General features: G+C 32.2%; 17 protein-coding genes and 1 pseudogene. 8 read left to right on the top strand and 10 right to left on the bottom strand.

Annotated elements, in window-relative coordinates; all coding sequences use genetic code 11:
• The first annotated feature begins 185 nt into the window (after positions 1-185).
• The 3 genes from RT228_RS04815 (at position 186) to RT228_RS04805 (ending at position 1,526) form a co-directional block, all read left to right on the top strand.
• Entirely contained in the window at positions 186-911 is a 726-nt protein-coding gene (locus RT228_RS04815) for an SDR family NAD(P)-dependent oxidoreductase (protein WP_006259134.1), read from the top strand.
• Between the two features lie 118 nt (positions 912-1,029).
• The gene (locus RT228_RS04810) at positions 1,030-1,236 is read left to right on the top strand and encodes a hypothetical protein (RefSeq protein ID WP_006259135.1); all 207 of its coding nucleotides are present in this window, start codon (positions 1,030-1,032) and stop codon (positions 1,234-1,236) included.
• Entirely contained in the window at positions 1,236-1,526 is a 291-nt protein-coding gene (locus tag RT228_RS04805) for a type II toxin-antitoxin system RelE/ParE family toxin (protein ID WP_006259136.1), read from the top strand. The genes RT228_RS04810 and RT228_RS04805 overlap by 1 nt, the downstream gene beginning before the upstream one ends.
• Before the next feature lie 46 nt (positions 1,527-1,572).
• On the opposite strand, the gene RT228_RS04800 is transcribed toward RT228_RS04805, so the two are convergent.
• Together RT228_RS04800 and RT228_RS04795 are read right to left on the bottom strand one after the other, a co-directional pair.
• Positions 1,573-2,463 carry a hypothetical protein gene (locus RT228_RS04800; protein ID WP_006259137.1) on the bottom strand — a complete coding sequence of 297 codons (891 nt, stop codon included), beginning with the start codon at positions 2,461-2,463 and terminating at the stop codon, positions 1,573-1,575.
• 111 nt (positions 2,464-2,574) lie between these two features.
• Positions 2,575-2,757 (bottom strand): hypothetical protein, encoded by a 183-nt coding sequence (locus RT228_RS04795; RefSeq protein WP_006259138.1) that lies wholly within the window; start codon positions 2,755-2,757, stop codon positions 2,575-2,577.
• Positions 2,758-3,041: 284 nt separating this feature from the next.
• Here RT228_RS04795 and RT228_RS04790 point away from each other — a divergent pair, with 284 nt between their 5' ends.
• Positions 3,042-3,482 carry a hypothetical protein gene (locus tag RT228_RS04790; RefSeq protein WP_006259139.1) on the top strand — a complete coding sequence of 147 codons (441 nt, stop codon included), beginning with the start codon at positions 3,042-3,044 and terminating at the stop codon, positions 3,480-3,482.
• Positions 3,483-3,533: 51 nt separating this feature from the next.
• Here the strand turns inward: RT228_RS04790 and RT228_RS04785 are convergent, their stop codons facing one another.
• Positions 3,534-4,481, bottom strand: a complete 948-nt coding sequence (locus RT228_RS04785; RefSeq protein ID WP_006259140.1) for a hypothetical protein — start codon at positions 4,479-4,481, stop codon at positions 3,534-3,536.
• A 1-nt stretch (position 4,482) separates the two neighbouring features.
• The gene (gene ytxJ, locus RT228_RS04780; RefSeq protein ID WP_006263417.1) at positions 4,483-4,821 is read right to left on the bottom strand and encodes a bacillithiol system redox-active protein YtxJ; all 339 of its coding nucleotides are present in this window, start codon (positions 4,819-4,821) and stop codon (positions 4,483-4,485) included.
• A gap of 163 nt (positions 4,822-4,984) precedes the next feature.
• On the opposite strand from ytxJ, the gene clpB reads away from it, so the two are divergent.
• On the top strand, positions 4,985-7,573 hold the full coding sequence (gene clpB, locus RT228_RS04775) for an ATP-dependent chaperone ClpB (protein ID WP_006265138.1): 2,589 nt from the start codon (positions 4,985-4,987) through the stop codon (positions 7,571-7,573).
• A gap of 88 nt (positions 7,574-7,661) precedes the next feature.
• Here the strand turns inward: clpB and RT228_RS04770 are convergent.
• From RT228_RS04770 to RT228_RS04755, 4 genes and pseudogenes are all read right to left on the bottom strand, one after another.
• Positions 7,662-8,635, bottom strand: a pseudogene (locus tag RT228_RS04770) (3-oxoacyl-ACP synthase III family protein).
• Between the two features lie 215 nt (positions 8,636-8,850).
• Complete coding sequence (locus RT228_RS04765) at positions 8,851-9,693, bottom strand: J domain-containing protein (protein WP_006259144.1); 843 nt, start codon at positions 9,691-9,693, stop codon at positions 8,851-8,853.
• Between the two features lie 100 nt (positions 9,694-9,793).
• Positions 9,794-10,663, bottom strand: coding sequence for a hypothetical protein (locus tag RT228_RS04760; RefSeq protein ID WP_006265137.1), 870 nt, complete (start codon positions 10,661-10,663; stop codon positions 9,794-9,796).
• A gap of 121 nt (positions 10,664-10,784) precedes the next feature.
• Positions 10,785-10,976, bottom strand: a complete 192-nt coding sequence (locus tag RT228_RS04755; RefSeq protein WP_006259146.1) for a hypothetical protein — start codon at positions 10,974-10,976, stop codon at positions 10,785-10,787.
• Between the two features lie 206 nt (positions 10,977-11,182).
• On the opposite strand from RT228_RS04755, the gene RT228_RS04750 reads away from it, so the two are divergent.
• Entirely contained in the window at positions 11,183-11,401 is a 219-nt protein-coding gene (locus RT228_RS04750) for a DUF2007 domain-containing protein (RefSeq protein WP_006259147.1), read from the top strand.
• Positions 11,402-11,457: 56 nt separating this feature from the next.
• Here RT228_RS04750 and RT228_RS04745 read toward each other — a convergent pair whose 3' ends face one another.
• A complete protein-coding gene (locus tag RT228_RS04745) occupies positions 11,458-13,386 on the bottom strand; it encodes an LTA synthase family protein (RefSeq protein WP_006261009.1) in 1,929 nt (642 codons plus the stop codon).
• 452 nt (positions 13,387-13,838) lie between these two features.
• Positions 13,839-15,764: an LTA synthase family protein gene (locus tag RT228_RS04740; protein ID WP_006259149.1), complete on the bottom strand. Its 1,926-nt coding sequence runs from the start codon at positions 15,762-15,764 to the stop codon at positions 13,839-13,841.
• A gap of 616 nt (positions 15,765-16,380) precedes the next feature.
• On the opposite strand from RT228_RS04740, the gene RT228_RS04735 reads away from it, so the two are divergent.
• Positions 16,381-18,156 carry an AMP-dependent synthetase/ligase gene (locus RT228_RS04735; RefSeq protein WP_006259150.1) on the top strand — a complete coding sequence of 592 codons (1,776 nt, stop codon included), beginning with the start codon at positions 16,381-16,383 and terminating at the stop codon, positions 18,154-18,156.
• 89 nt (positions 18,157-18,245) lie between these two features.
• A complete protein-coding gene (locus RT228_RS04730) occupies positions 18,246-18,683 on the top strand; it encodes a MarR family winged helix-turn-helix transcriptional regulator (RefSeq protein ID WP_006259151.1) in 438 nt (145 codons plus the stop codon).
• Positions 18,684-18,731 lie beyond the last annotated feature (48 nt).

The following is an 18,731-nucleotide window of genomic DNA, read 5'->3' as shown; positions in this document are numbered from 1 at the left end:
CAGCTAAATAACAATCACTTACGCACTAAAACAACAATACCTCATTGCTATTTAATGTCAAAACACTTAAAAAGCTTCCCAATGAGTTTACTATACCTCTTCTTTTTGTAAATTGCTGATTCTTAAAAACAAGATGAACAGTAAAAATAATCTTCATCTTTTACACCACATAAATGCAATACATCATGAATGCAAAAACATACTTAATATTTGGAGTAAGCAAAGGCTTAGGAAAAGCCATCACGCAATATATTCCTAATGAACAAGATATCGTCTACGGTATCTCTCGTACTAAACCTGATTATTTAGATAAACACGATCAGAACAAGCATTGGATAACAGGAGATTTATCTCATCCAAGTCAAGCTACTAATGACTTAAAACAAGCAATAGGTAACCAAAAAATAGATTATTTAATCTATAATGTAGGGATATGGGAACACAATGCTTTCTCAGATACTTATAGCTTCCATGATAATACGCAAGAAGAAATCATCAATATGATTAACACCAACATCTCTTCTTGTATTCTAATGATTCAAGCCTTTATAGAAAACCTAAAGTTATCAGAGAATGCTAAGATTATCTTAATAGGATCTACTTGGGGATTAGATAATCACAATGGAAAAGAAGTTGCCTTCTCAGCAACCAAGTTTGCATTAAGAGGAGTTATTCACTCTTTAAGAGAAAACCTAAGAGAAGATAATATAGGAGTATCTATTCTTAACTTAGGATATCTAGCTACAGAATATGGATGTGAAGAAACTGTAAAGTCTATTATCGAGAAATCTAATGGGGAACTTATCCCATTACAAGATGTATTACAAGCCATCCGTTTTATCATCTCAACATCTAATGCAACGTGTGTAAAAGAAATCAATATGCCTGCGATGAAGGATTTAAATATGTAGTAAAAACAAATATCAACAAAGCCATAACACACTGAATATCTTAAAAATATAAAATAAAAAAATCTAAAACCTGTATTTTATTTATACCTTTGTAAAAGATATTAAAATCACAATACTTATGAAAACTCAACACAAAGAAAATCAAAACAAAAACAGATCTTGTGTTACTCTCTGCAATAACAATATTAGCACAGAAATCATAAGTAATACTATATCACAAGAACATAAAAATTTTATAGATTCTAGATTAGAACACTATCATAACAATCCAGATGACTTAATGGACTTTGAAGAATTATTAAATAAATTTGAAAAAGAGCTATAGTGTATATATTGGTAAACAATTCTTTAGTTGAACAAGATATTAGATTTGCCTTTGATTACTACAAAAGTATATCACACAAACTTGCAAAAGAATTTATACAACAATTACAAAAAGCAAAAGAGAACATAATATTATACCCTTTCAGTAATTATATAGTCTATAATAATGTACGTTTACATAAGTTAAAACAATTCCCTTATCACATACATTATATTGTAGAGGAAGATAAAATGAAAATTATCATTCTCGCTATTGTACATACTAAAAGAGAATATTCTAAATACAAATAAGAGAGGCTGTCCATGGACAGCCTCTCTTATTTGTATTGGTTGTTTACTAACATCCTAAATTCACTAAAGCCGCAACAGGTTTTACTGTTACTGCTCCCGATTTACCTTCTGATAGATACAAGGTATATCTACTCATATTATAATTATAAGTAGTATTGATTAGAAAGTCAATATTTCCATCTCCATTTAAATCTCCTACAAAGTCGATTGTTGGAGTAGCTTCTTCTAAACTTGATAAATCTAATAAAGTGATTACCTTATCTTGCCCCTTAACTTTTAAGAATAAACTGTATTTTTTAATCTCATACCCTTGTACCTCTTCTCCTTCTTCATTTTGGTAAGTATAGGCTGCTCCTTTTTCTCCTTTAGCAAAGAGAGTATAGGTTTTTCCCTTAAATATAAAATCTTTGCTCTCGCCTGGATAAATAGTCTTAGGCAAATTGACTGTTTCTAGGTTACTACCTTGAGTTAATACCCCTTCATTCGTCATGAACACCACTTCACCCACACTCTTAGCAGAGACTTTTACCCCTGTCATTTCTCCTGCCTCATCTAATACTACATCATGTATTAATTTGGTAGTAGGATTTACTTTATGTACGCTATATGTACCATCTGTTTCCTTTACTAATCCTACCCAAGACTTACTACTTACGTTATCTACTATTTCTCCTTCATGATACTCACCTGTCATAATTAAATCATGTTTAAACTTAAAAGAAGCTGGGTAAACTGTAGGGTCATAATAATCTTCCTCTCCTTCTACTACAGCCTCATCTACTATAGCTGCAGGTTCCTCTTCTCCTTCATTAACAGAAGTTGTTGTTTCCTCTATAGGAGTTTCTGTTGTAGAAGATTCTTCTTGTTTGTCTTTACAAGCTGTAGTTAAACTAACTATAGCCGTAAATACGAATATAGACATCAGTCTTTTCTTCATAATTTGCGAGTTTTAAAACCTTGCTAAAATAAAAATATTCTTGCTTCCTACAACTCCTAACTCACAGACAATAAATAATTACAAATCAAAAAGTTATATCTAAAATCACATTTATCTCCAAGTACAAGAGTCATTTTTACATCCAAAATTAAAGAAAGCTTGTAAAAACAAATACAAAACTGGAATCATCAAAATCCACAATTCTGCATCTAAAGCTTGAAATAAAAGTAATACTCCTAGACCTAGACGAATCCACCTCATCACTGTCCATTTCTTAAAATATGCAATAATCATCTTATATCATTTAGTACTTCAAAGATAGGTAACGATAATCTTACCTATTGTTACATAAGTTACAGACTCTCTATTTTAAGATGACGACACTAACTTCTTCAGGAATTTGTGTCCAATATATGGGGAGCTCTTACTGGAAAGCCTCATTAATATGAATACTACATGAATTGACAAAGAAGAAAGAATAACTTTTTCATTATTTAATCGTTGTGTAACAATTGTTACTTCATCTGTCTACACTATCTGCTACTTTCGCTGATATATAAACCATAATATAGTAAACAATGAGAAAATTAGTTTTAGCCATCGCTTTATGTTCTATCGTAAGTGCTCAAGCAGTAGCCTACAATACAGTAAACAATGAAACATCTATTGTTGCTTATGAACAAGATACTAAAGGAGATAAATATGCTATTCTAGTACAATCTATAAAAAACCTACGCTCTTCTATAATGACAGGAAGTGAAATCAAACAAGCTAATCCTAAAGCTGATTTCCAAATCGTAATCATGGGGCAAATGGTACAAGAGTTAAACAATAAAGAACTACGTGCTGAGTTAGATGCTGCAAATAAAGCAGGTATTAAATTAGTAGTATGTGAATTTGCATTAAACGTTTACGGTGTAACATTGAAAGACTTGCCTTTGTACTTTATCGGAACACCTAATGCGCATAAATACATGTTTCAGTTAAATGAAAACAACTACAATACACTTTCTATTTAATTAAGAAAGTCCCCCCTGTATTTATGACAAAAGAGGCCGAAAGCCTCTTTTTTATTTTACCTCATCTGTATTCCATTGATCCCAATATTCAGGTCCATATATAATATCTATATACTCTCCATCTTTACTGTCCATATCTCCCAAATACATCTGCATATGTTCAGGGATACGTTCATAAGCTATTTTTAATGCTTCTTTTAATTCATCTGTAGGATTCTCTTGATAAGCTTCTAAAGCCTCTCTACACAACTGAAGTAAAGATTTCTCTCCATTTAACTGTCTATAGTCATCTTCTAATTCTACGAATATCTCTTCAATCTCATTACTATAAAACTCCTCTACTATTGTAAATTCTCCAAGGTTTTCTATTATCACTTTAGCCCCATTAGGAATGGTACTACAGACAATACCTTCATCTATCAAAGCCCTTAAACGTTCAAAGTCTAAAACTTTTTCTTCTCCACAACCGTGAATTAAGATCGTTTTATCTTTAAAAAGTAATAATTGCACTAAATAATACTTCCCTTCTGAAACATAAAATAGACTGCGATTCTCTCCTTTTATTTTAGTTGGAAAGAAGTGATCCACATTTACCGTATCTATTTTATACAATGTCCCTGTTCCTGACTCCCCTACTGTGACGCCATTGACTTTTCGCTCTTGATAAGTATATATATTCGTCCAATTAGGATTAAGTTCTAATACCAAACTTTTTATAAACTCAAGATACGTCTCAGGTGTATAATACCAATGTCCTTTATCTATTTTCCAAGATCCTAGATTAAAACAGGAGATTTCCTCTCCGTCAGGTATATTAGTGACAACCCATCCTTTCTGTACATCTTTAATAAAATGTTCGAAATCTTCAAAGTTCCAATCCGCTATCCTTCCATCTTCATAAACATCAAAATGTGTAAAGTGGTATCCTCCATTCTGGATAATACCTGGTGTCTTTACCCCTTGTAGAGTAGCAGTTCTATAAACTAATGTTCTACTCATCCTATAGTCTCAGCAGTAATTTCTCTGTATCAACACCATCTATACTCTCATGTGAAGTATTAAAGACCGCTTTTCCCTTAGAAACAATGATTAGTTGTGGAGACTCGTGATGTACTTCTAGCTCTTCTTTTACCTCCATAGACTGAAGTCTATTATTAACTACATCTACTAGATAACAATCTGCATCTGTAGGATTAGTAAAGCTTGCTTCAAAATTTCTTAATGCAAATTTACTAATATGGCATCGAGGGCTGTGTTTAAATATAATTACTGCTTTATCATTTGAATTAGCAATCAGGTCTTTTACTTGACTACTTTCTGTTATATTGATCCATTTCATAAGACAAAATGTTAGTGTGTTTTACATTACTTAAGCGAATTTATGACTTTTTGACATCTTTTACTAATACGAATAATTCAAATATTGCCAAAAAGTCTTAATTTTAATATTGGAACACCTTTTGTCTATTACGATATATCCAAACAAATAAACGATTTAGTATATGAACTTAAATAATTTTACAATAAAATCTCAAGAAGCCTTACAACAAGCACAGGTAATCGTGCAAGGCTTAGGGCAACAACAAATAGAAAATGAGCACATCTTTAAAGCTATTATGGAAGTAGATGAAAATGTGACACCATTTATCTTAAAGAAACTAAACATCAATGTAGATACTTTTAAATCTGTATTAGATGCTACGATAGCTAACTTTCCGAAAGTAGCTGGAGGACAATTAGGCTTATCTAGAGAGGCAGGTACTGCTATCACTGAAGCTCAAGCTATCGCTACAAAGATGAAAGATGAGTATGTATCTATTGAGCATTTAATCTTAGCAATCTTTAAATCAAAAAGCAAAGTAGCTCAGATCTTAAAAGATCAAGGTGTTACAGAAAAACAACTTGAAGCTGCAATTAACGAAATCAGAAATGGAGCAAGAGTAACTTCTGCCTCTGCAGAAGAAACTTACAACTCTTTAAATAAATATGCGAATAACTTAACGCAATTAGCTAACGAAGGTAAGCTGGATCCTGTAATTGGTCGTGACGAAGAAATCAGACGTGTGTTACAAATCTTGAGCCGTCGTACTAAAAACAACCCAATGCTTATCGGAGAGCCAGGGGTTGGTAAAACAGCTATTGCTGAAGGATTAGCGCACCGTATCGTACAACAAGACGTACCTGAAAATCTAAAAGACAAGCAAATCTTCTCATTAGATATGGGAGCATTAATTGCAGGTGCGAAGTACAAAGGTGAATTTGAAGAGCGTCTAAAATCAGTAGTAAAAGAAGTAACTTCTGCTGAAGGAAACATCATCTTATTCATTGATGAGATTCACACACTTGTAGGTGCAGGTGGTGGTGATGGAGCTATGGATGCAGCTAATATCTTAAAACCTGCGTTAGCACGTGGAGAATTGCGTTCTATTGGGGCAACAACACTAGATGAATACCAAAAATACTTTGAGAAAGACAAAGCTTTAGAGCGTCGTTTTCAAAAAGTAATGGTAGATGAACCTGATACTGAAAGTGCTATCTCTATCTTACGTGGTATTAAAGAGAAGTATGAAGCTCACCACAAAGTACGTATAAAAGACGAGGCTATTATAGCTGCTGTTAATCTATCTGAGCGTTATATCACTAACCGTTTCTTACCAGACAAGGCAATTGACCTTATGGATGAAGCTGCGGCTAAACTGAGAATGGAGATCAACTCTAAACCAGAAGAACTAGACGTATTAGATCGTAAGATTATGCAGTTAGAAATTGAGATTGAAGCAATTAAACGTGAGAATGATGAAGATAAACTTAAATCTCTTGGTTTAGAAGTTGCTAACTTAAAAGAAGAAAGAAACGATATCTATACTAAATGGCAATCTGAAAAAGAGGTTGTAGATAAGGTACAAGCTATCAAACAAGAAATAGAAACTTATAAGCTGGAAGCAGAAAAAGCAGAACGCGATGGTGACTATGGAAAAGTAGCTGAGCTTAGATATGGTAAGATAAAAGATGCTCAAGAAGAACTTGAGAAAGCACAAAAACAATTAGACGAAAACCAAAATGGTCAATCGCTAATTAAAGAAGAAGTTACAAGTGATGATATCGCTGAAGTAGTAGCGAAATGGACTGGTGTACCTGTTACTAAAATGCTTCAAAGTGAAAGAGAAAAACTACTTCACTTAGAAGATGAGTTACACAAACGTGTAGTAGGTCAAGAAGAAGCAATTGAAGCGATTAGTGATGCAGTACGCAGAAGTCGCGCTGGATTACAAGACCCTAAAAAACCAATTGGTTCATTCCTATTCTTAGGTACTACTGGGGTTGGTAAAACAGAGTTGGCAAAAGCATTAGCTGAATATCTATTTGACGATGAAAATGCTATGACTCGTATTGATATGAGTGAATATGGTGAAAGACACAGTGTAAGTAGATTAGTAGGAGCGCCTCCAGGATACGTAGGATATGATGAAGGTGGTCAATTAACAGAAGCTGTACGTAGAAAACCTTACTCAGTAGTGTTATTAGATGAGATTGAGAAAGCACACCCTGATACATTTAATATCTTACTTCAAGTTTTAGATGAAGGACGTCTAACAGACAATAAAGGACGTTTAGCTGACTTTAAAAACACAATCATCATCATGACTTCTAATATGGGTAGTCATATCATCCAAGAGAAGTTTGAGAATGCTACGAATATGGAGCAGGCTTCTGAAGATGCTAAAGTGGAAGTACTAAACGAATTGAAACAACAAGTGCGTCCTGAGTTCTTAAACCGTATAGATGAAGTAGTGATGTTTACTCCATTGAGCAAAAACAATATCTTACAGATTGTAGATATACAACTACAAAGTGTATTCAAAATGCTTGCTCAACAAAACATACATATGGAAGCTACTGCGGAAGCTAAAGAATTCTTAGCAACTAAAGGTTTTGACCCAGAGTTCGGTGCACGTCCTGTAAAACGCGTTGTACAAAAAGAAGTATTGAACCGCTTGTCTAAAGAAATCTTATCTGGTAATGTGAAAGCAGATAGTATGATCTTGTTAGACTCGTTTAACAACGAGTTGGTCTTCAGAAACCAACAATAACATTTCGGATTAGTTAGTGAATAGTTATAAAATGAAAACACCCTAAGTCTAGATGACTTAGGGTGTTTTTTATTGCGTATACTTTTAATTAGTATTCCCAAAGCATTAATCCTGCTTCATAACCAGCACCTAGTGTCCAAAACAAAATCTGCTCTCCTTGTTTAATCTTCCTTACTCTTCGCTGATATTGATCTAATGCTAAAAAAGGACTTGACGAACCAGTATATCCTAATTCATGAGAATAAAAAGGCACTTTATCATCACCTAAATTAAAATACTCTTTGATTAATTGTACATTTTTATAATAAACTGAGAAAACATAAACAAATCTATATCTTCTACACTCATTTTATTTCTCTCTAAAAATAATAATAGTTCTTTCTTTATGAAGTCCACACTTCCCATTCCGTCAAAGGAGCGATCCCATACTAATACATCTTCATTCTTAAACTGAGAAAAGCCAGCTGGCGGATAAGACACTGTATCAGCAATATCACTATCTGTATGATACATTACATCCTTAAGTCCTATACTTTCTCCATCCTTATCAAGAATAAAAGCAAAAGCAGAATCAGAAAAACAAAATGCTGTAATCGGATTATTATTATCTACTATACGACATAGATTCTCTGCACATACAATTAATGCTCTCTGCATGTTAGGAGTACATTGCAAATATTTAGTCAACTGATCTAACGCTATAAATGCTCCAATGCAATTGGCATTTAAATCAAAACACATAGTTTTCTTCTTTGCATTCAACATTTGGTGCAACTTGATAGAAGCTGATGGTACTAAAAGCTCTGGTGTAGCAGAAACTAAAGCAATAACATCAATATCTTCAATATGCAAACCACATTCTTTTAATGCTCCTTTTGCAGCTTTGGTAGCCATAGTAAGTGTTGTTTCTGTAGAATTTCGATCTAGAATAAATCTTTTTTTCCTTCCAAGACTCTGTTGAATTCTTTGCATTGGAATATTTCTTTGTTCAAAAGAAGCTATTACACACTCATTTGTTTCATAACTAGTTGGGTGATAAAAATAGGTCTGTTTTATTGTCATAATTATAAATTTTGATTGTAATTTAATTACATAAATTTATAAACCTTACTAGTTAAAAAACTAAAACCGTTGAATTTTAACACGAAAAACAATACTTTATAACATCTACTAATACCAACAAAAACAACAACTTATATAAAAAAACATTCTAAACACCTTTATTGAGTACCTTTTGTTTAAAAATAAAAGGTAGTAAATAGGGTTTTAAGTACCAATTAAAAACTTGTACTATCTATAACCTTTCCATTTTTAAATCTAATCTTACTTTTCCCATAATACCATGTCTCGATATCACCTTGTTCTTTTATATCTGTAGGATCTCCTTGTACAGCCCATACATCATTCTTACTCGCTCCTATTTTAAACGCTTTCTTTGTTTGAAACTCATCATTCAGATTATCTGTTTTAGAACTTGGTTTAGTAAGCTTTTCTTCTTTACTTACTTTAGTTGCCTCTACCTTCTTTTCTACAGAGATTTCCTTTTTTACTTCTTTTGCCTTATCAGTTACAGGTATTTCTTTCACACTTTCTGTATGTTGATGCTCCTTTTCTTTTTTTTCGGCAGTACAAACCTCTCTTCTTACCTCTACAGGCTTCACTTCTACTTTCTTTATAGTCGCTTTAGGTTTTGGCAATTCTTGCTCAACAATCACTGTTTCTTTAATCTCTGTATCTTCACTCTCATTAAATGTATAGTAAACTAAATACCCTCCTAAAACAACGATAATACCAATAACCACAAATAAGAAAATATAGGCATTATTACTTCCTGTATCTACCATCTTTTCTTTCTTTTTAGAGATTTCTTGTTTATCCTCAGGTCTAGAATAGACAGGTACCTCATAGCCATTCGCTATATTATACTTTTCTCTCTTTTCTCTATCTCCTAATGTAGCATAAGCTTCATTCAGTTGTTCGAACATCGTCTTATAGAATAAACTACTCGGATTCTTATCTGGACTATAACGCTCATATAAAGACTGAAAAGCACGCTTAAGCTCTTCCTCTGATACGGTAGGATTAACTCCTAACACTCTATAATAATTAACCTTATTCATTTAAACAAATCAATTTATTAACAAAATTAACAATAACAAGTCGATATAAGTTTAAATAAACAAATACTTTTATTACAAAATCAAGTGATTATAAAAAATTTTACTTCTTTATAAATTGTGGATTTTTAGGTTGAAAGATATTTTGTAACTTTCTAGATAGACGCTTTAAAGTATTAGAGTGTTTAAGGTAGTAAGGTATTTGATCCAGAGGAATACTTCTAACATTAGCGATCACTTCATCTACTGTATAATTATGCATAAATGCTTTTTTTAACCAATCAGATATAAAATCATCCCATTGTTCTTTATTTCCCCAATAATGACCAATAATATGATCTGCAGGTGTCATATCTCCAGTAGAATTAAAAGCTAAAGAAAAAGCAAGTTGCTCTTTTGTAAATGCTTTAATACCTGCTTGACACATCTGATCTGTTATATCTAAAGCTAGTGAAATACTTGAAAAGTTACTTTTTGACACTCCTAGAACACCAGCATTCCACATACAGGTATCTTCTGTAATAAGAATTCCTCCATAAGTATTACCTTTCAATTCTTTCCAAAATCTCTTTCCTGTTTTCGTAGTAAATTTATTGAGCTGCCCTTCATCTATATGCATAATACTTGTTCCTTGTTCTAGTTTATCTCTTAGAGGTGTTAATGAATTATAAACAAAAGTATCTACATCTAGGTACAATAAATCTTTCTCTGGATACTGCCGAACGATATACTCTAATGCCTTTATTTTTACTCTAAACATATATTGGTACTTCCCTAACCAATCTTTAACAAGATCCTTATCTAAAGATTCTACCGTTATTCTTCCCTTTAATTGATTAAACAGAGAAGGTTCTTCAGTCAATACAATAATATTATCACTTGCTCCTTTATAAGCCAATACGGTATATATAGAGAAAAAAACTTGTTGATAATAACTCATCTTATTACCAAAAACCAAATAAACAATATTCATACTCTATTTTAAATTTGAAATAAAATTACAATTATATTTCGAAGTTATTATTGTTGTATAAATGAAAAAAGATCTTCATCCTGATAGGATAAGATCTTTTCTACTTCATCTATTCTATTATTTATACAGCCAGTTCCTTTACTATCTGATGCCACATAATAGGTAGGTCTGTAATACTACTCCATTTTTCGAAACCTATATTCTTCACAATCATCACAGCATCTGAAATCTGTTTTTTGGAAGTACTCTTGTTGACAATTGATTGCGCTATACTACTCAATTGACTAAATGCCTTTGTCTCCTCTATTTTCATAATCATTCAGTTTAATGAAACCTCTTCTCTTTTACTTATAATTTATCATTTATAAGATATTTTTTGTTTTATAATTCTTTTATTAAGATACTCCTTTTTAGAGTAATAAAAAAACTTATAGGCTAATTCATTTTGATTTTAACTTATCTTTTTTACTCTCTTAATTAAAAAAGTCATAATTTAGAAAAGAACAAATACAGAAGGTTATGAGTCACAAAAAATTATTTGCTGGCAGTGAGATTATCGTTCTCGCAGTAAGAAATCTCTTAGATGAAAATAATATTCCCTACATAATTAGAGATGATATACAATCAGCTATCGGAATAGGAGCAGGAACACTTGACAGAGCAGTACATATCTTAGTCGATGAAGAAGACTTAGATAAGGCTAAAGAATTATTAATCGAAAACGACTTTACAGAGTAAAATAAAAAAGGTTCACAGATTTAACTGTGAACCTTTACTCTTTAGAGAAAACACCTCTATATATCAGATAACTTTCTATTGATAATATGATCAAAATAATCTTGGACGAAAGCCTTACACTTCATTTCTGCCTCTTCCATTTCTTTATTCTTCTCCTTAATCAAGTTTTTAGTAAGCCCTTTATCTTTTATATCATAAAAGCCCGTTACTTTAATTCCATTAAATCGGACAATATAATTACCTGTTTGATAAGTTATTTCGTTAGCTCCATAACTTACTGTAAAACGATCGCTTGTAGTATCGTTAAGTAAACTACTCCCCCAACTTCTAAAAGGTTGATCATAACCGATTAAGTCTAAAATAGTAGGATATATATCCATTTGTTGTGCCAATCGATTATCTACCCCTTTTAACCTCTCATCAGGCGTATAAATCATAATAGGAATAGCAGTTCTATTTACTAATTCCTTATACTTATCATAATAAATCTGATTAGTATGGTCCGCTGTGATAATAAAAATAGTATTCTTAAACCATGGTTCTTTACTACTCTCTTCAAAAAAACGCTTAAACGCATAATCAGTATAACCTATAGGTCCATGTATCTCAAGATTACCTTTGGGAAATTTCCCTATATGCTGTTCTGGTATTCTAAAAGGCTCATGTGAAGATACTGAAAACAATGTTGCGAAAAAAGGTTCTTTCTTCTCGTTTAATGTTTTACTCATAAACTGAAAGAAAGGTTCGTCCCAGATCCCCCATGTACCATCAAAATCATCATCATTATCATACTCAGTCATTCCGTAGTAATGATCATACCCTAATATATTTCCAAATCCTAAAAATCCCATTGAACCATTCACCGCACCATGAAAGAAAGAAGTATCATACCCCTGACTATTCAATATAGACACTACAGATTCTATCTTCTGGTTAGGGAATGGAGAAGAAGTAAAAGCATCCTTAAAAGAAGGAATACCTGCTAGAATAGAAGGAATAGCATGAATCGATTTATACCCATTAGCAAAGGCATTAGGATATATCAAACTATGCTTAGCCAAAGAATCTATAAAAGGAGTGTAGCTCTTATAGTTTGGAATATCTGTCCCTTCATTAAAGGCTCCAATATACTCACGTCCAAAACTCTCCGTTATGAATAATACGATATTAGGAGTACTTGGTTCATTGACATTATATTGTTTTACATCATTAATGTATTTTTCTAATGTCTTTTTATCCATATAGTTCACTTCCTTATAACTACTCTTCCCTATCGTTCTTAAGATTGTGAACGGAGTATTTAAGACTACATCCCCATGCTCTGGCTTAGTAGTATGTCGATTGGCATCTACTATATTTATTGGTCTAGTTTTCTTAGTCACACCTCCTCTTATACCAGAGACTACACCAACTACTGAAATTACTACTATAAAAGCAGTAGATATATAATAGCGACTAGTAGATTCTTCTCTTTTGACAGGTTTTATTTTAACTCTAGTATATAAATAAATCCACAAAGCAGAACATATAAGAAACAAAACTAAAGCATGCCAATAACTAAATAGAAAGTTAAACAATAACGTTGCTTTATTAGACTCATGTTCTAAACTATCCATCACAGCTACGGTGGTTCTAGACTGGATAAATCTATAGTAAATAAGGTCTACAAAGTTAGTAGCATAAGCTAGTAAATTAGGAATGAAATAAGCAAAGAAAACAACTTTCTGATAATTAGGTTTGGTATTTATAAAAACAGGAGCTATTGATAATAAGATGAACAAAATACTCATATAGAATATAGATGCACTATCAAATGATAAGGCGTAAAAAGATAGTGATAAAAATTGTCCAACGGAATCAATGCTTAATAAATCTGCGTTATAAAAATAAAATAACAATCGAGCAATAAAGTAAAAAACAAAAGCAAGAAATAATCTATACAACATCACTTTTACTTCATAGGCTCTAAATTTATTAGAAGTCATAGAATTGTAAGGTTTATATTTAAAAAAAGTTGGGCAAATTTAACCAAAACTCAGCGCTAAAAAGTTAATCTAAAGCAAGTTTAAGATTTACATTTTTTTTTAATACAATTTTCACATAAACACACAATACCAATAACTTACACTTTTAATTTAAATTAATAAATTTATTCATCATCCTGTACAAAAACACCTAATTAAACACTATCATTTCACCCAAATAAACACATATAGACTAACAGCATTATTTTTTAATAATACTAGCTACAATAACGTTTTGTATTAAACTCAACATTAATATTACTAACACAAGATTAATACTTCTTTTAATTTCAAAATTTTTAGATAAAACAATCAAATAACTTCATAAACAAAGAATTACTCCTAAAAACTTTTAATAAAAAAAGTTTCTTAAAAAGAAAATAGCACCTTGATTAAGGTGCTATTTATAATACTTATCTATCTAATCGCTTATCTATAATACGTTCGAAATAGTCTTGAATAAAGGCTTTACACTTTATTTCGAGTCTTTCCATTTCCTTATTCTTTTGACCGATTAAATTTTTCTTTAATCCCTTATCTTTAATATCAAAGAACCCTGTCACCTCTTTCCCATTAAACCTTACGATATAATTTCCTTCTTGGTAAGTGTATTCATTACCTCCATAATTAATCGTATATGGAGTCGTTATTGTATCATTAACTAGACTTCTTCCCCAGCTTCTAAAAGGTTTATCATACCCTATTAGATCTAGTACAGTAGGATAAATATCTATCTGCTGAGCTAATCTCTTATCTACTCCTTTTAATCTCTCATCTGGTGTATAGATAAGTATAGGCACTGCAGTACGATTAACAAGCTCTTTATATTCATCATAGGCGATCTGATTAGTATGATCCGCAGTGATGATAAAAATTGTATTCTTAAACCATGGTTCTTTACTGCTCTCTTCAAAGAATTTCTTAAAAGCATAATCCGTATATCCCACTGTCTTATGGATAGGCACATCTCCTATAGGGAATTTCCCTTCATACTGAGCAGGAATATTAAATGGCTCATGAGAAGACACGGTAAAAATAGTAGCAAAGAAAGGTCCTTTCTTTTCATTTAATGTAGTGCGCATATATTGGAAGAAAGGTTCGTCCCAAATCCCCCAAGTACCATCGAAGTCATCATCATTATTATACTCTGTCTTTCCATAGTAGTGATCATACCCTAAGATATTACCGAATCCTAAGAATCCCATAGACCCGTTAGGAGCACCATGGAAGAAAGATGTATCATATCCTTTAGACTTCAGTGTAGACACTAGTGATTCGATCTTCTGCTTCGGATAAGGCGATGATGTAAATGCATCTTTAAACGAAGGAATACCCGCGATGACAGATGACACACCGTGAATAGACTTATAGCCATTAGCGAATGCATTAGGGAATATTAAACTATGCTGAGAAAGCGAATCTATAAAAGGAGTATAACTCTTATAGTTTTTAATATTCATATCTTTATTAAAAGCTCCTATATACTCACGTCCATAACTTTCTGTGATAAACAATACTATATTAGGAGTGCTAGGTTCATTAGTATGATACTGCTTCACCCCACTTATATTTTGGTTAAGTGTAGCTTCATCCATATATTCTACTTTCTTAAAACTAGTCTTACCGATTGTTCTCAAGATAGCGAATGGAGTATTTAATACAATATCTGCATGTTCTGGTTTCTCTACATGTCGATTTGCATCTATAATATTCAATGGTCTAGTTGCTTTCTTCAGATCCCCTCTTACTCCTGCCACAAAGCCCACTCCTGTCACAATAATAATCAAGACAGTAGATAACCAATAAGACTTCTTATCCTCAACTTTCAAAAATCGAGTAAACTTCACCTTGGTATACAAGTACACCCATAGCACACATAGTACAATACAAATAAGAAAAACATGCCAATAATTAACCAAGAAGTTAAAAAACAATTGTCCCTTATTTGACTCGTGTTCTAAACTGTCGAAAACAGCTATAGTAGTACGAGCATAAATAAATCTATAGTAAATAAAATCAATAAAATTAGTAGAATACGCTATCAAGTTAGGAATGATATAGGCGTAAAACACGACCTTCTGATACCCTTTTTTTGTATTGATAAATAAAGGCAGAATAGATAATAATATAAATAATATATTTACATAAAAAATAGCCATCCTATCAAACGTGATACCGTGATACGCTAATTCTAAAAACTGACCAAAAGAGTCTACATTTAATAAATCACTATTATAAAAGTAAAATAGTGTACGAGCAATAAAGTAAAAGAAGAAAGCTAAGAATAACCTATACCCCAGTACTAATACTTCATTCAATCGATATCGATTAGAAATCATATTGTTATTTTTTTAAAAACACAAACTTAATCATTTCTATTCGGACTTCTATTAGCATTTAGAAGCATTTTATATCCAAACTAAAGAAAATTTAAGAAAAATTATACCTTTCGTACTAACAACAATCCTCTATAATCTTTATCTAAAGATAGAACATTCTTTTACAAAACATTCTGTCTTCCTACATACATCTCCCTACTAACAACGCGATTAGTAAGATATCACTCCGATATATCTCAATAAATAACGGACTCACTACGGACTCATAACGGACTCACTACGGACTTACCTACTATAATTATATAGTGATAATAGGGCGATACAGCATACCCAATCTCTTAAGGACACTAATATTCAATAATAGTTTTCAGTGATTATATCAAAATATAATGAAGTGTCTACTTATTTTTTTACTATATTTATAAAAGTTGATTTACAATGACTTAAGCTCTAAGTACAATCATCATCAAGCACAATATAGAAAATGAATAATGTAGTTTAGTAGAAAATCAACTACGAGAATTGCAAATAAACCAGATAAAAATTGCTAAGTACATACTAAATACGAGAAATCTTATATTTTTTTTGTACTTTGCGTTAGCTAATTAATGATAATATGGTAAATCCTACAAGACTTTTTGATATTCCTTATTTGCAGAATGAACACTTTCCTCTGGCTGCAGCTTTAGTTACTAAGGTGAACGGAGTATGGGAAAAAACATCCTCACAGGAGTATATAGATAAGGCTAATATGGTTTCGCGTGCCTTACTACGTCTAGGCATAGAAGCAAATGATAAAATAGCTGTCATCTCTACTAATAACCAAACTAAATGGAATCTTTTAGATATTGGTATTTTACAAATTGGCGCTCAGAATGTGCCTATCTATCCTACCATTGCAGCTGAAGACTATCAGTACATTCTTAGTCATGCAGAAGCAAAATACTGTGTAGTATCAGATCAAGAAATTTATAACAAATTAATAAGTGTTAAAGATCAACTACCACTTCTACAAGGTATTTGTTCTTTTGAACATATAGAAGGATGCAAAACTTTTGATGAGATTCTTGAATTAGGAAGAGATACTTCTAATCAAGAAGAAGTGGATCGCATTAAAGATTCTATCACACCAGATCACTTAGCTACGCTAATCTACACCTCTGGTACTACGGGTAGACCTAAAGGTGTGATGCTGTCTCATAATAACATCTTATCTAATGTAATAGGTAGCTGGGATAGAGTTCCTTTTGGACGTGAAGATCACTATAAAGCACTTAGTTTCTTACCACTGTGCCACGTATTCGAAAGAATGCTGATTTATCTTTACCAATTCTCAGGTACTTCTATTTACTATGCGGAATCTATTGATAAAATGGGAGATAACTTAAAAGAAGTTAGTCCTAATGTCATGACAGTAGTACCGCGTTTATTAGAAAAAGTATATGATAAAATCTTTGCTAAAGGATCTTCTCTTACTGGTATTAAAAAACGTATTTTCTTCTGGGCTCTTGAACTAGGATTCCAATATAAACCATATAATAGAAGCGCCTTCTATAACTTCCAACTAAAAATAGCTAGAAAACTAGTATTTAGTAAATGGCAAGAAGGACTAGGAGGTCAAATGAAAATCATTGTTTCTGGTAGTGCTCCACTTCAGGCTCGCCTATCTAAAGTATTCAATGCTGCTGGTATTCCTGTAATGGAAGGATATGGTCTTACTGAGACTTCTCCTGTTATATCAGTAAACGATGCTCGTAATGGAGGATTGAGATTTGGTACAGTAGGTCGCCCTTTAAGTAATGTGGAGGTAAAAATAGCAGAAGACGGAGAGATCTTATGTAAAGCTCCTAACGTGATGATGGGATACTTTAAAGACGAAGAGAAAACAAATAGCGTTATTAAAGATGGGTATTTCCATACAGAGGACATTGGTAGAATAGACGAAGATGGTTTCTTACACATCACTGACCGTAAAAAAGAAATGTTCAAAACATCTGGAGGTAAATATGTAGCTCCTCAGATGATTGAAAATATGATGAAACAGTCTCGCTTTATCGAACAAATCATGGTTATCGGTGAAGGAGAAAAGATGCCTGCTGCTTTTATTCAGATAGATTTTGACTTCGTTAAAGAATGGGCACGTCGAAAAAGATATGATATCGGTACTACTAACGAAGAAATAGCAACGAATCAAAAAGTTATCGACCGCGTTGCAGAAGAAGTAGAAGCTGTAAATAAAAAATTCGGTAAATGGGAACAAGTGAAGAAGTTCGAACTTACTCCTGATGTGTGGAGCATTGACAGTGAGCACTTAACCCCTACTCTAAAACTTCGTAGACGTATTATTCTTGAGAAACATAAAGACTTATACGACAAGATTTACAGAAGTTAATGACACAAAAAATCACTTAATCAAGAAATATTTTAAAAATAGTATGCACGCATACTATTTTTTTTTATATTTGAATTATTCTAAATGGTATGAAGAACACAACAATCGATTATATACTTAGAGCAACATGGCAAGCTGTAGCAAGAATGTACAATGAAGAAGCGGCTAAATATGATGCCACCATGTCACTTGCTTTTGCACTACTAAGTATAGATAAAGAAGGTACTCCTTCTACTCTACTAGGACCAAATATGGGTATGGAAGCTACGAGTCTTACTCGTACTCTAAAAAAATTAGAAGAAAACAAATTAATCACACGTGAAAAGAACCCTAATGATGGCCGTGGTGTGATTATAAAATTAACTCCTCTAGGCTTAGAGAAAAGAGAATTATCTAAAGCAAAAGTGAAACGCTTTAACGAAAAAATTCGAACTCAAATATCAGAGGAGAAAATTCAGCACTTTATGGAAGTAACTGAAGTTATCAATCAGTTAATCAACGACAAAAGTATATTTGAAGACAAATAATTTTTGTACCTTAAGAGAGTTAAATAATAGTATTAAAAACCAAAGAAC

This window comes from Myroides sp., from assembly GCF_032073645.1.
Lineage (GTDB): Bacteria > Bacteroidota > Bacteroidia > Flavobacteriales > Flavobacteriaceae > Flavobacterium > Flavobacterium odoratimimum.
The sequence above is the reverse complement of the archived record's forward strand: the minus strand, read 5'-3'. Positions and strand labels throughout refer to the sequence as shown.